This window comes from Arthrobacter bambusae (assembly GCF_022606295.1).
GTDB classification, from domain to species: domain Bacteria; phylum Actinomycetota; class Actinomycetes; order Actinomycetales; family Micrococcaceae; genus Arthrobacter; species Arthrobacter bambusae_A.
Genome location: NZ_JAHHZS010000010.1, coordinates 87,422 through 100,934, shown reverse-complemented (window position 1 = coordinate 100,934; position 13,513 = coordinate 87,422). Strand labels below are relative to the sequence as shown.

Below are 13,513 nucleotides of genomic sequence, written 5' to 3'. Positions count from 1 at the left end.
AGAGAGAAGGAACCAGCATGGAGTACCGTTCCCTTGGCCGCACGGGTGTGCAGCTCAGCCCCTTATGCCTTGGTGCGATGATGTTCGGCCCGTGGGGCAATAACGACATCGCCGACTCCGTCCGGATCATCCACCGGGCCCTCGACGCCGGCATCAACGTCATCGACACCGCCGACGTCTACTCCGGCGGGGCATCCGAGGAAATCCTCGGGCAAGCACTGGAAGGCCGCCGCGAGGACGTGTTCCTTGCTACGAAGTTCTTCATGCCCATGAACGAAGACGATCCCAACCAGCGCGGCGGATCCCGCCGCTGGATCATCCGGGCGGTCGAGAACTCCCTTCGCCGCCTGGACACCGACTACATCGACCTCTACCAGGTGCACCGGCCCAGCCCCGACACCGACGTCGAAGAGACCCTCGGCGCCCTCACCGACCTCGTCCGCCAAGGCAAAGTCCGCTACATCGGCTCCTCCTCCTACTCCGGATCCCAGATCGTCGAAGCCCAATGGGCATCCCGGGAACGGAACCTGGAGCGGTTCGTCACCGAACAGCCGCCGTATTCGATCCTGGTCCGCGGCATCGAAGAAGACATCCTCCCCACGGTCCAGCGACACGGCATGGGCACCCTCACCTACAGCCCGCTCCGCGGAGGCTGGCTCTCCGGGCGCTGGCGCAAAGACTCCGCGTCCGCACCCACCTCCTCCGCGCGCCCTAGCGCCCGCTTCGACATGAGCAGCCCGGCCAACCAACGAAAACTCGACATCGTCGAAGACTTGGCCCAGCTCGCCGAACAAACCGGCCTGACCCTCATCGAGCTGGCCATCGCGTTCGTGATCAACCACCCCGGCGTCACCGCCGCCATCGTCGGACCACGCACCATGGAACAGCTCGAGTCCTACCTGCCCGCCGCGGACATCACCCTGAGCACAGACGTACTGGACCGCATCGACCAGCTCGTCGCACCAGGAGTCACCGTCAACCCCGACGACAACAGCTACGGAACCCACGAACTCACACCGCAGGCCCGACGACGGCAGCAGCCGTGACGGCGAGGGGGGTGCGCCGCGATTCCCCTCATTCTTTGAGGGCGGCCCCGTGACGCATGCCGGCGGTTTCCTGCCCGTCGTCAAGGCCATGGGGCCGATGACCCAACACGATCGTGGAAACGTCGGCTTCCGAGGCCGCGGAGAAGGGACCGAGCCGCCCGTCGACAGCCCACCGGGTTTCCTCTTCTATCAAATCGGCGTTGATCCGTGCACCGGTCATGACGCCCTCGGCCGCCGCGGTGATCACCTGGGCCATCACATTGGAGACATTGCCCGCTGCGTACACACCCTGGACGGCCGTCGCACCCGTGGCATCCGCCTCGATAAACCGCCCCATCCCCATGGGGTGCGCCTGAGTACTCAGCCCGAGTGATTGCACGACCGCGGACCTGGCCTCCATCCGAGTGCCGACAGCGAGGGCCTGCATGTCGAAGGAGGAGCCCTGGCGGAGCGTGAGGCCCGCGAGGACTCCGTCGACAGCGTCAACAGAGGCCACGGCGCCGTCGACGACCCTCACGGACCGGGCGCCGAGCTTGTCCCATTCCTCGTCAGTGGGTTCCACCGTGTCATTGAGGAAAAGAGTGATGTCCGGGGACCACTGCCTGAACAACAGTGCCTGATGGACGGACATCGGACCGGTGCCCAGCACTCCAATCCGTTTCCCGCGGATTTCCCAGCCATGGCAGTAAGGACAGTGCACAACGCCCTTTCCCCATTGCTCACGCAGTCCGTCGATGGGAGGCAGTCCATCGGTCAATCCGGTGGTGACGAGGAGGCGCCTGCCGGAGAACCGGCGGCCATCTCCGAGCATCACTTCGAATAAATCCGTGGTGCGCCGTGCCGAAACGGCTTCGCCGTCAATGACGGTTCCCCCGTAGGAGACTACTTCATTGCGTCCGATGGACAGCAGCTCCGACGGGCTCATACCGTCCCGTGACAGATAACCGTGCACGCCCGCTGCGGGCGCGTTACGGGGTGCTCCGGAATCGATGACCAGCACCGAGCGCAGCGCGCGGCTCAGCGTCGTTGCCGCGCTGAGGCCCGCAGCGCCGCCCCCGATGATCACAACGTCATACCGCGCGGTGTCCATACTGATGTGCCCTTCGTTTGTCCTGAAAGTCCGCCGCCAGCGTCCTGCAGCGGTTACAAACCAGCTTTCACCTCACGAGAGGAAACTGGCAAACAACTTTGCTGATATGGCAAACTGCAGAGATGGCAAATGAGCTTGATGATGTTCTTGGAGCTGTCGGTCCCCGGCTTCGGGCACTCCGTACGGAAAGGGATCTCACCCTCGCAGAGGTATCCACCGCCTCCGGAGTATCGGTCAGCACCCTGTCCCGGCTGGAATCCGGCCAACGCAGGCCAAACCTAGACATCCTGCTGCCCCTGGCACGGTTGTACGGTGTTCCCCTTGACGATCTGGTCGGCGCCCCGCCCACCGGGGACCCGAGAATTCACCTGAGGCCGATCACCCATGGCGGCATGACGGCCGTTCCCCTCACCCGCCGCCCCGGCGGTCTGCAGGCCTTCAAGATGGTGCTCGCCGGTGATGCCCGCGGAGCCGAACCCGATCCGCGCGTTCACGAAGGCTACGAATGGCTTTACATCCTCAACGGACGGCTGCGCCTGGTGCTGGGCGACAAAGACTTCGAACTCCGCGCTGGCGAAGCCGCGGAATTCGACACCCGCACACCGCACTGGTTCGCCAGCGCCGACGGTAAACCCGTCGAATTCATCAGCCTGTTCGGGCAGCAGGGCGAGCGGATGCACGTACGCGCCCGTCCCAAGCCCTCATAGCCTGACGATAGTGCCGGGCCCCATCCTCATCACTTCGGCGTTCCCCGCGTTGCGCACACGGTGCAGCTACACCGGTTTGTGATCGGTACCCGAATCTTCCGCGCCCGACAGGAGTGCGTAATATCCCGGAACCCACTGCGGAAGACCGCTGGCGTTCATCGGGACCACTTCGATGTTGACCGGGCCGTCCGCAATCAATCGCCAGTCCGAGTGCGAAAAGACGCGCTGGCGTTCCGCGGAACCGAAATGCCCGGGCCGTGGAAGGTTTTCCAAGGCGCGCCGCAGCTGCACGGGCATGCTTTGCCGGGTGGCGCCGAGTTCGGTCAGGTAACCGAGGCTGTTTCCACGGAAGTTGGTTTCAGCCAGCAACAACCTGCCCCTGTTCCCGATGACGGTCCGCAGGTTGGCGGCCATGGCAGCCTGCTTGCCGGGTTTCAGGACGTGGAAGACCCCGCGGACAAAGACGTTGGCGGGCCCCAGCCGCTCCAGCAAGAGCTCTCCGGCCCCTGCCCCCGCCGCATCCAGAACCATGAAATCGGCGTTTTGGACGCCTTCTGCTTCCCTGCTGGCCATCTCGATCGCCCCCTTGGATACGTCGATTCCCAGGACCCGGGGAAACATGCCTGCAAGCCAGCGGGTGTGCGTGCCGTTGCCGCACCCGACGTCAACCACCGGAAGATCCGGATCAAAATGAGCCCCAATCGCGTCGGAGTACTGACCATGCTCGGCCGTGGAACCGGAGTCCCACAGCACGTCCCCGGAACGCCCAGTGGTGCGGATTCCACGCCAGTATCCTTCCCACGCTGTGTCCGGATTTCTGGGTGCCCGGGAAGCAAGGCGGACAACTGTGGGGACAAGCAGCATCTGGTCCCAAAGCTTTGACATGCGCTAACTCTACAGACGCCGTGCGGGCCGGCGGAGCTGATCCGGTATTTCCACGGGAGGTACCGGATATCCATAGAAGTACCCCTGCCCATAGAGGCAACCCATGGCCCCCAGCTGCGCCGCCTGTTCGGCGGTTTCGATGCCTTCCACGGTGGCGTTGAGCCCCGCAGCGAAAATCAGCTGCAGAATCGCAGAGACAAACTTTTGCTGCCGTGGATCCGACTCCATGCCCTTGATGAGGGACTGATCGACCTTCACAGTGTCCGCCGGAAGCGACCTGAGGTAGCTGATGGACGAATAGCCCGTGCCGAAGTCGTCAATTTGCAGCCCCACACCCAGCTCCCGGAGTCCGCTGAGGACCTGTTCTTGTCCGGTCTCACGGGCCATCAGCACGGTCTCGGTGATCTCCAAGACCAAACGCCGCGGCTCCACGGCGTACCGTGCCAGCGTGTCCCTGATGTCGTCCAGCAGGTCTGTCCGAAGCAATTCCGCGGCAGAAAGATTGATGTGCAGGCAATAGTCTGGCAGGTCCGGATCTGTTTGGCTCCAGCGCACCATTTGGGCAATACCTTCATGCAGCACCCACCGTCCCAGCTCAAAGATCAAGCCGGTTTCTTCTGCGATGCCAATGAAGCTGCCCGGCATGATGGTTCCGCGGACAGGGTGGTGCCATCGGACGAGGGCTTCGACGCCGATGACACGGCCGGAGGCCAATTCGACCACCGGTTGATACAGCAGCGCCAGCTCCCCTCCGGCAACAGCGGTGCGTAGCTCGGCGGTTATTCGCGACCGTTCCTGAACGGCGTCGAGCATGTCGGGGTGGAAGAGCTGAACATTGTTGCGGCCCCGCGCCTTGGCCTGATACATCGCAATATCGGCATCGCGCATCAGCTCCTCAGCCCGACACCCCGGAGTACCGATGCACACGCCGATGCTTGCCATCGCCCACACCGTTTCCATCCCGATGCACATGCTGTCCTGCAGGTACTCCGATGCGCGGTGCGCAATTCGAAGAATCTCAGCTTCCGTGGCTGCGGCAATGAGGATGGCAAACTCATCCCCGCCCAGGCGGGCCACCGTGTCCGTCGCCCTGACGGCGGAGCGGAGGCGCTTGGCAACTTCCACCAACACGGCGTCACCTGCGCTGTGGCCCAGGATGTCGTTAATGGCTTTGAAGGAGTCCAGATCCAGGAGCAATACGGCCGGAGCTTTTCCGCCGTTCGCGCTGGACCTGACCGCTTCCTGGATCCGCTCGGTGAGCAGCGTCCTGTTTGCAAGACCGGTGAGGGCATCCGTCTTGGCCATCTGTTCCAGCTCGACCTGTGTTCGCCGCAACATGGCCGTGCGGGCGGCCACCCGCTGTTCCAGATCCGCATGGATGTGGCCCAGTTCCTCCGCAAGCAGGTTGACGCCGGTGATGACAGCATCAATGTCGTCACGATGCGACGACGGTTCAATGCGGGCTTCCAGGTCACCCGCGGCCAATCGGACAACCCCATCAACCAGCAGCTGCAGGCGCGGGTCCTCAACGCTCTTCTTCGAGCTCATGCGATCCCAGCGTGCAGAAGCCGGAAGCACATCCGCGGCTCACGCACCCGCATCAAGCCAGTCCATGGCCTCACTGCGCGACGTGAAGAAACGAGTCGGGCAAGGCGGGACGTGCACTCCGAGGAAGAAGTTCGCGAGGACCCGGTCCACGGGCGACGTGCCCAACAAAGCTATGCGCGACGCGCCGCAGGGAATAGACCACACGCCCCTGGCCTCCCGGCTTACGGAAGCGACTGCTGCCATGTCGACAAGCATTGGATGCTGCTCCTGCTGGCATAGCTCATTGACTTTCGCCATGGCTTCGCGGGCGTCGTCAACCTGGATGGCGACCCCGGGCGCCCAACGCAAGTGGAGAAGTCCGTCGGCCCTCAAGACGACACTGGACTTTTCACCGTCCGCTGTTTCCGGTACCACGCTCACGTCCTCCCCCGGGCAGCCGCCGATCTCTTCGGCAACTCCCAAAAAGTAATCCGGCTTCCCGGCTTCCCTTGAAACGACGCCGGGGGCCGAGCTTTCGCCAACCCCGCCAGCGTAGCTTTCCCGCGCGTTTGTCCTCAAGCCCCTCCCCCGCTCACAGGCAGAGTTCGAGAGCGTCGAGCAATCGCTTCATCGAGCCGCCGAGGTTCCAGTCCGTAGCCAGACGCTCAAGTTCGCGGCGCGAGTCGTCGTCGACCGGGCGCAACCGCGCTCCCGCCTCCTCAAGGGTGGGCAGTGCGAGGTCGCGCACGACGTTCACAACAACGGGCGCGACCGCCAGATAGTCTGCGGACGCGGCGAGTTTGGACCTCACCGACGCCGCCAATCCGCTGCCGGGATCCGCCGCTGCAGCGAGCAACGCGTCGAGCGTGCCGTATGCCGCCAGCAACGACGCCGCTGTCTTTTCGCCAATCCCGGCCACGCCCGGCAGCCCATCGGAGGCGTCGCCGCGCAGCGTCGCGAAATCGGCGTACTGCTCGGGCAGCACGCGATATTTGCCGACGACGACGGCGTCGGTCACGATCTCGAGGTTCTTCATGCCTCTCGCCGTGTAGATGACGCGCACCTCGCCGGCGTCGTCGACCACTTGGAACAGATCGCGGTCTCCCGTCACGACGTCGACAGGAAGCTTCGCGTGGCTCGCATAGGTGCCGATGACGTCGTCGGCTTCATGTCCCGCGGCCCCGACGACGGCGATGCCCGCGAGGCCGAGCACCCGCCGGATCATCGGAACCTGCACCTGCAGCGCGTCCGGCACCACTTCGACGTCGGGAGCGCCCTCTACCGCCTCCGCGACACGATGCGACTTGTACGTCGGGATGAGGTCCACCCGCCACTGTGGACGCCAGTCATCGTCCCAGCACGCCACCAGATGCGTCGCCCCATAATCGGTGGTAAGCCTCGCGATCATGTCGAGCAGGCCGCGAACGGCGTTCACCGGCGTACCGTCGGCCCGGCGGATCGAATCGGGTACGCCGAAGAAGGCCCGAAAGTACAGAGAGGCCGTATCGAGGAGCATGAGGCGGTGAGGCATAACCGATCCTTGCATCAACAAACCCGATCCGGCGATCCGCCCCGCCGCCTGCCCCCTGAAACGTGTTGCAGCCAGACCGGAATTGCCCTTGCCGTTGCCGCCGTCCGGGAAGGTAATGGTGGTGGAGAACGCGCCCGTGCCGTCGGCATTGACGCTGAAGCTCGGCGGAGCGGGCCACCCTCCATCCGAAGCCTTCTTGCCGCCGGTCCGTTGGAAGGTGATGTTGATGGTTTCGCCGGCGATGTAGCCGCTTCCGGAGAAAGTAATGGATTCGCCGCGGGCTACGGTGCCGTCGGAAACGGTTCCGTACCCATTGCCCGGAGCCGGGTAGGTGGTCGCTGCCACGGCCGGAGGGGCGCCAGCCCGTGCGGGTGAACCTACGGTCCATCAGAGAGGGAATCCAGGCAGACCGTCGATGCTCCGAGCGTTCCTTTCGGCGCGGTAGGCAGACATGCCCTCCACGCCCTTTTTCTCTGCCTGGAGACGGAGAAGGTCGCGCTCTCCGGTCATCTCCATGACGGGAACGCCCCATCCGCATGAGTCGCTGACGCGTGTGACATCCACAGAGATGACCGCCCTGGTGCTCGGGTGGTGCGGATGGAGTGCCACCACCTCTTCGAATACAGCATCTCCCGGAAGGAACACTGAGCCGCGGCCGTGCAGGCGAACGATTCGGGGCCGGGGGCCAAACGAATTGAACATGAGGCACACGCGGCCGTTCTCCCGGATGTGCGCGATGGTCTCGACGCCGCTGCCGGTGTAGTCGACCCAAGCGACGCGATGGGAATCCAGGACTGAGAACGAGTCGTGGCCGCGGGGGGACATATTCACATGCCCGTCTGCTCCGAGGGGCGCGGTTGCGACAAACCACATGGGCTGTTCCTCGATCCACGCCTTCAGCTTCTCATCTATGGAATCAAATATTTGGGCCACGACCTGAGCTTAGTGGAACGGGATGCGGACCCCGCGCTTCGTCAAGGATCAGGTCCGCTCGAGGAGCTGCTGGTAAAGCGCACGGGTACCCGGGCCGGGCGAGACACCTAGCTGGTCGCGAAGAAGATCGGACAGCCGGCCGTACACGGCCAGCGCCTCGGCCAGATTGTCCTGGGCGGCAAGAGCCTTCATCAGGAAGCGATGCCCACTTTCGCGCAAAGGATCCAAGGCGATCAGCCGGCGGCCGGCACGGAGCGCTCCGGCAAGTTCCGCGCCGCCGAGGCCGAGCTCGGCGGCGGCGTAGCATTCCAGGGCCCGCAGCCGGATCTCGACGAGTTGGTTCCGGGTCTGATCGATCCAATCCGCGTCCTCCCCCGGCAGGAATCCACGTTCGGAGACGAACAGGGCCAGCAGAACCGGTCCCCAAGCCCGGGCCCAATCCTGCTGGGCCACCGCAGACTCTGCCCGGTGGATGGCGTCCACCGCAGCTTCGAGGTCAATCCATGCGTCCGGGAGATGCAGTTGTACAGTGACGCGCCCATCCACTGTCTCCGGACCGAAGACATGGCGAATCTTTGAGAGCAACGGATTCAGGCGCGCGTCGATCCCGGCTGAATCGGGAGAGTTCCACAGCGCCTCGGCGAGTTCCTCGCGGGGCACCTGCCGGTGCCGGTTGACGACAAGATAGGTGAACATCAGGCGCCCTTGACGACCCGGCAGGCCGTGATCAAGCCTGACACCGTCCCGCTCTATGACCAGTGGCCCGCAGATCTGGAGACGCAGCGTTGACTGCACGCTCATGACACCATGATCTCATGCGCCCTCGTCGCTCCGGAGAGGGCCCGGCAATGTTTGGGAGGTCGTCATGGCGAAGCTCATCCGATGCGAATGTGGGTTCGTCGTCCGCGGCGATACGGATGAGGAAGTGATCGGAGCGATCCGCGGCCACCTGGCCAGGGACCACCCGGCCCTCCTCCAAGCCGTCAGCCGCGAGGATCTGCTCGGGTGGATCCAAGTGGAGTAGGCGGACGCCCGACGCCAATGTAGCGCCAACTTTGAGCCAATATTGGGCCAATGACAAGCGCGCAGAATGTGGACATGCTCATCGAACCCATCTGGCTGGCAAATCACCTCTACGATCCTGCGGTCCGCGTCGTCGAGGTTGATGTTTCCGCGACCGCCTACGACCAATGGCACATCGACGGCGCCGTCCTGTGGAACATCTACGCCGACCTGAAAGACGAACGGTACCGCCCGATCGACGGGGACGCGTTCGAACGGCTGTTGGTCCGCTCCGGCATCGGGCCGGCGTCGACGGTCGTATGCTACGGCTACGCTCCGGCGCTCGGCTACTGGTTGCTCAAGTCGTACGGGCACGCCGACGTCGGCATCCTGAACTGCTCCCGCGACGCCTGGCGCGCCCAAGGACATCCCTACGGCACGTCCTCGATCCCTGTGGCAGAGGCTCCGTACCGGCTCGCCGAACGGGACCAGCGGCTGTTCGTGGACATGCGCGCCGTGCGGCAGGCCATCGGCCGCCCTGGAACGGCGATTCTGGATGTCCGTTCCGAGGCCGAATTCGTCGGCGAACGGTTCTGGCCCTCCGGCGGAATGGAGCCGGGAGGGCGCGCCGGCCACGTCCCAACGGCCGTCCACCGGCCGTTCGGTGATCTCTACGACCAGAACGGCGCCTTCCTCCCGATTGACGAACTGCGTCAGGCGATGCGCGTGTCCGAGCTCAACGACCAAGACGAGCTGATCACTTACTGCACCGTCGGGGGCCGCGCGGCCACCGCTTGGTACGTTCTCACCGAAATTCTCGGACACCACGGTGTCCGGGTTTACGACGGATCATGGGCCGAATGGGGTCTGTGCCCCGACACCCCGGTCGAGGCACCGCACGCTTCAGCGCGCTAGTGCTGCAAAAGCGCTCACCGCGAGCCGGAATCCGGAGAATAATGGCGGAAGGAGACCAAATAGGTCCGAAAGACTAGGAGCAACGGTGAAAGCCATCGTGTACGAAAGGACCGGGCCGTCGTCGGTCCTGGCTCTGCAAGACAAGCCACTGACCTCACCGGGACCGGGCCAGGTCAGGGTCCGGGTGGTGGTGTCCGGAGTCAATCCCACAGACTGGAAGTCCCGGGCCGGCAGCGGGACCGGAAACAAGTTGAAGGAACCAAAGGTGCCCAACCAGGATGGCGCCGGCGTGATCGACGAGCTCGGGCCCGGAGTAACGGGATTGTCCATCGGAGATCGCGTGTGGCTCTGGGACGTTGCGTGGGGCGGCAATGAGGGCACAGCCCAGGAATATGTGGTGGTGCCGGCGGCGCAGGCCGTCACACTTCCGGACACGGAATCCTTCGATACTGGCGCATCCCTGGGAATCCCGGCGTTGACCGCACACCGTGCGCTGACAGCCAATCAAAACGGACCGGCCAGGCTCTCCCCTGGATCTTTGGAAGGGAGCGTGGTGCTTGTCACGGGAGGCGCGGGCGCCGTCGGGCACGCGGCCATTCAGCTCGCCCGCTGGGCGGGGGCGACGGTTATCACGACCGTGAGCGGGGAGGAGAAAGGTGAACTTGCCCGTCAGGCGGGTGCGCACTGTGTGATCAACTATCGCACTGCCGACGTCGCGCAGACCGTGTATCAAGCAGCCCCCGGAGGCGTTGATACGATCGTCGACGTCAATGCTCCGGCGAACATCGGCACTGACCTCGAGGTGCTGAAGCCCGGGGGAACCATTTCCATTTATGCTGCTGCACCCGGTGAATCCTTGGCCATTCCCATTCGCGAGAGTATGGCCAAAAACGTTCAATACCAGTTCGTCCTCACGTACACCGTTGCCGATCAGCAAAAGAAGGCGGCCGTTGCGGCCGTCACCGATGCACTAACCGCAGGGGCATTACGTGTCGGCAACGAACACGGGCTCCCGTTAGTCCGCTTTCCGCTTGAGGAAACCGCGGCAGCCCACGACGCCGTCGAGCAAGGCTCCGTCGGAAAGATCCTGATCGACGTGTCCGATTCTTGAGTGAACCCCTCCGGGTGACGGCCGCGACCAAGCGCTTGACGACAGAACCGGGGCGAATCACCCCTTATCTGAGGGGTTCGATGTTCCCGTCACCTTGGGCGTGAGCGGAAGGTCGATGGATCCGAATTCAAATTCGTCTTCCTCCACTGCGGCCGCAATATCGTCGGGCTTCATCGCGAGGCTGACCGCGTAGTAGAACATGATGAGGCTGAAGACAACCACGAAGAGAATGTCGATCCACTCAGGCAGGACGTTGAGGGATCCACTTCCGTAGCGGCCCAGGAGCCCGATCACAAGGATGCCGATCAGCCACGGCCAGATCCAGGATGCGGCACGCCAGTCGATGTCGCGGCGTTGCTGCAGGGACTTGGAGCGGCGGAGCGCAATTTCGAAAATGATGCGGCCCAGGAGAATCGCTGTCAGCAGCTTCCATATCGCCTCGAACCCGGACCAATAAATGATCAGGTTGGCGGCCACGAACCCAAACGGAGTCAGTATCGACGGCCATGGAACCCGGTACGGGTGTTCGCGCCCGGAGTGCTGGCGGACAAGCGCACCCAGGGAAACCGGAGCGAACGCGTACATGATGGCCGTAGCATCGGTGACCAGCCCGACCAGGGACTGCCAACTGGGGAACGGCAACAGGGCGATCATTCCCACCACGAAGGACAGCAGGATGGATCCGAACGGAACGCCCCGCTTGCTGACCTTGGTGAGCGAGCCAGGCAAGGCGTCGTCCTCGCCGAGCGCGTAGGAAATCCGTGCGGAGGTTCCGACGTAGACCAAGCCTGTGCCGGCTGGAGAGATGACAGCGTCGATCAGAAGAACGGTGGCCAGCCATCCCGCTCCTGCGGCAATGGCCAGCTCGTAGTAAGGACCGAATGAACCGGCTCCCACCGGGTTCTTCCAATCATGAGCGATGTCACCAGGGTTGAGGGCCCCGATGAACGCCACCTCCAGAAGGATGTAGATCGCCGCGCCGACGAACATCGCGATGATGATCGCCCGCGCAACATCCTTCTTGGGGTTGCGGGCTTCGCCTGCCATCTGGGCGGCCTGTTCGAACCCCTGAAGCGCAAACACCACCCCGAGCGGAAGTGCGGCGAAAATCCCGTGAATGCCGTTCGGCGCGAAGCCACCCGCCCCCTGGCTGAAGTTCCCCGGGTGGAAGGTCAGGATGATGAGCACAACTATCGTGAGGACCGGAACCGCCGTCTTCCAGATCACCAGAATGATGTTGCTGTCCGAGAGCCACTTCGCGCCCAAGAGATTGACTACCGTGAAGAGTGCCAGCGAGAGAACTGCGATGAGCAACCCGATGGGAGTCAGTGTGGAGTCAGGGTTCACCATTTTGATGCCCGAAGCCCACGGTGCGCTGGCAAGATAGGTGATGCTCCCCTCTACCTCGATGGGAGCGATCGTGACCGCCTGAAGGTATCCGGCCCACCCCGCGGTGAATCCGGCAAGGGCACCGAATGCGTAGTGCGGGTACCGCGCCGTGCCACCGGCCACCGGATAGGCCGCCCCCAGATCGGCATGAATGAGGGCCAGAACCACCAGCAGGACCGCCGCGAGCAACCAGGAAATGATCGACGCCGGACCTGCAGTCTGCGCCGCACCGAGGGCACCCAGCAACCAGCCCGACCCAATGATCGAACCGAGGGAAACAAACAGCAATCCCCAGAACCCGACCACCCTTTTCAGGGCATGCAACCGCCCCTCGCCGGGCCTGACGACAACCTCACTTGCCATACAAACCACTCCCTCGGAGGGTCGCATACAGTCATGATCCTTTGACGATAGCGACGCCGCCGCGAACTGGAAAGAGGCACCGCGAGGAAACTCGCTAAAGTGCTCGGGAAATTTCCGGAGGGACTCTGAGCTGGGGAAAAGCCGGGCGGTCGGAGCGAGCCCCGAGCCGGGTTCCCGGCAGCGCGCCACTCCTGCGTGCCACGGAAGCCACACTCCCCCTGAACCTTCGTCCACTGTTGCCTTGCATCCAGTTTGACAGACGGATCGTTCCGTCACAAACTGTTTGAGAACGATCCATCACATCGGACCGACGCCCTGCTTACTCAGCGGAACAAGGAGGAATCCGAGATGAACGGCATTCGCGTAGCGGTCATCGGCAACGGAATTATCGGCAGGACACTCGCCGCCCGATTCGCCGAAGCAGGCCACACGGCCACCATCGGTACTCGCAACCCGGGCCGGGACGGCCTGGAGGACGCCCGCCACACGGGAGCCCGCGTTACGAGTATTGAGGAAGCCATCGACTCCTCCGAGGCCGTCGTGTGGGCGATCAACGGCGCCGCCATGGTCGAAGCCATCCCCGCCTACGGCCGGCAACTGGCGGACAAGGTGGTTATCGACGCCACCAACAACATCGGCGCCCCGACCATGAACAGCCTTGATTTGATCGCCGAACACGCCCCCACCGCCCCGGCGTACCGAGCGTTCAACAGCCTGGGTTGGGAAAATTTCGAGGATCCTTGCTACGGTGAAGAAACGGGCGACCTCCTCTACAGCGGGCCCGCGGGCCCCTCCCAAGCCGTCGCCGAAGCCCTCATCGCGGCCACCGGGCTGCGCCCGATCCGGGTCGGGGACAACGACAAAGCGAAAATCGTCGACGACTTCGTCACCCTCTGGTTCACCCTTGCCTTCGAAGCCGGGTTCGGCCGCAACCTCGGATTCAAAATCCTCACCCGCTGACCATTCCTGCAGTCACATCCCGCAGTCGGTTCCTGTACCCCAATCCGTACTTGA

Annotated in this window: 14 protein-coding genes; 6 read left to right on the top strand and 8 right to left on the bottom strand. The window is 63.8% G+C overall.

All coding sequences use genetic code 11. The features are described from left to right. The first annotated feature begins 17 nt into the window (after positions 1–17). The gene (locus tag KNN17_RS09185) at positions 18–1,046 is read left to right on the top strand and encodes an aldo/keto reductase (RefSeq protein ID WP_241708435.1); all 1,029 of its coding nucleotides are present in this window, start codon (positions 18–20) and stop codon (positions 1,044–1,046) included. 28 nt (positions 1,047–1,074) lie between these two features. Here the strand turns inward: KNN17_RS09185 and KNN17_RS09180 are convergent, their stop codons facing one another. Then, positions 1,075–2,136 (bottom strand): NAD(P)/FAD-dependent oxidoreductase, encoded by a 1,062-nt coding sequence (locus KNN17_RS09180; protein WP_241708434.1) that lies wholly within the window; start codon positions 2,134–2,136, stop codon positions 1,075–1,077. A 122-nt stretch (positions 2,137–2,258) separates the two neighbouring features. On the opposite strand from KNN17_RS09180, the gene KNN17_RS09175 reads away from it, so the two are divergent. Beyond that, a complete protein-coding gene (locus KNN17_RS09175; RefSeq protein WP_241708433.1) occupies positions 2,259–2,843 on the top strand; it encodes a helix-turn-helix domain-containing protein in 585 nt (194 codons plus the stop codon). Positions 2,844–2,909: 66 nt separating this feature from the next. On the opposite strand, the gene KNN17_RS09170 is transcribed toward KNN17_RS09175, so the two are convergent. The 6 genes from KNN17_RS09170 to KNN17_RS09145 form a co-directional block, all read right to left on the bottom strand. Beyond that, positions 2,910–3,728 (bottom strand): class I SAM-dependent methyltransferase, encoded by an 819-nt coding sequence (locus KNN17_RS09170; RefSeq protein ID WP_241708432.1) that lies wholly within the window; start codon positions 3,726–3,728, stop codon positions 2,910–2,912. 9 nt (positions 3,729–3,737) lie between these two features. Next, the gene (locus tag KNN17_RS09165; RefSeq protein ID WP_241708431.1) at positions 3,738–5,276 is read right to left on the bottom strand and encodes a putative bifunctional diguanylate cyclase/phosphodiesterase; all 1,539 of its coding nucleotides are present in this window, start codon (positions 5,274–5,276) and stop codon (positions 3,738–3,740) included. Between the two features lie 39 nt (positions 5,277–5,315). Beyond that, positions 5,316–5,690: a DUF7793 family protein gene (locus KNN17_RS09160; protein ID WP_078105326.1), complete on the bottom strand. Its 375-nt coding sequence runs from the start codon at positions 5,688–5,690 to the stop codon at positions 5,316–5,318. A 157-nt stretch (positions 5,691–5,847) separates the two neighbouring features. Continuing rightward, positions 5,848–6,786 (bottom strand): 5'-3' exonuclease, encoded by a 939-nt coding sequence (locus KNN17_RS09155; protein ID WP_241708485.1) that lies wholly within the window; start codon positions 6,784–6,786, stop codon positions 5,848–5,850. Positions 6,787–7,173: 387 nt separating this feature from the next. After that, positions 7,174–7,719 (bottom strand): pyridoxamine 5'-phosphate oxidase family protein, encoded by a 546-nt coding sequence (locus KNN17_RS09150; protein ID WP_241708430.1) that lies wholly within the window; start codon positions 7,717–7,719, stop codon positions 7,174–7,176. A 48-nt stretch (positions 7,720–7,767) separates the two neighbouring features. Further along, entirely contained in the window at positions 7,768–8,520 is a 753-nt protein-coding gene (locus KNN17_RS09145) for an AfsR/SARP family transcriptional regulator (RefSeq protein ID WP_241708429.1), read from the bottom strand. A gap of 64 nt (positions 8,521–8,584) precedes the next feature. Between KNN17_RS09145 and KNN17_RS09140 the strand changes: the two genes are divergently transcribed. The 3 genes from KNN17_RS09140 to KNN17_RS09130 all read left to right on the top strand — a co-directional run bounded on the left by KNN17_RS09140 (position 8,585) and on the right by KNN17_RS09130 (position 10,747). Then, positions 8,585–8,743, top strand: coding sequence for a DUF1059 domain-containing protein (locus tag KNN17_RS09140; protein WP_241708428.1), 159 nt, complete (start codon positions 8,585–8,587; stop codon positions 8,741–8,743). A gap of 50 nt (positions 8,744–8,793) precedes the next feature. Then, the gene (locus KNN17_RS09135) at positions 8,794–9,636 is read left to right on the top strand and encodes a sulfurtransferase (protein ID WP_241708427.1); all 843 of its coding nucleotides are present in this window, start codon (positions 8,794–8,796) and stop codon (positions 9,634–9,636) included. 85 nt (positions 9,637–9,721) lie between these two features. Beyond that, complete coding sequence (locus KNN17_RS09130) at positions 9,722–10,747, top strand: NADPH:quinone reductase (protein ID WP_241708426.1); 1,026 nt, start codon at positions 9,722–9,724, stop codon at positions 10,745–10,747. Between the two features lie 57 nt (positions 10,748–10,804). Here KNN17_RS09130 and KNN17_RS09125 read toward each other — a convergent pair whose 3' ends face one another. Beyond that, positions 10,805–12,499 (bottom strand): APC family permease, encoded by a 1,695-nt coding sequence (locus tag KNN17_RS09125; protein WP_241708425.1) that lies wholly within the window; start codon positions 12,497–12,499, stop codon positions 10,805–10,807. A 348-nt stretch (positions 12,500–12,847) separates the two neighbouring features. Here KNN17_RS09125 and KNN17_RS09120 point away from each other — a divergent pair, with 348 nt between their 5' ends. Continuing rightward, on the top strand, positions 12,848–13,459 hold the full coding sequence (locus KNN17_RS09120; RefSeq protein WP_241708424.1) for an NADPH-dependent F420 reductase: 612 nt from the start codon (positions 12,848–12,850) through the stop codon (positions 13,457–13,459). Positions 13,460–13,513 lie beyond the last annotated feature (54 nt).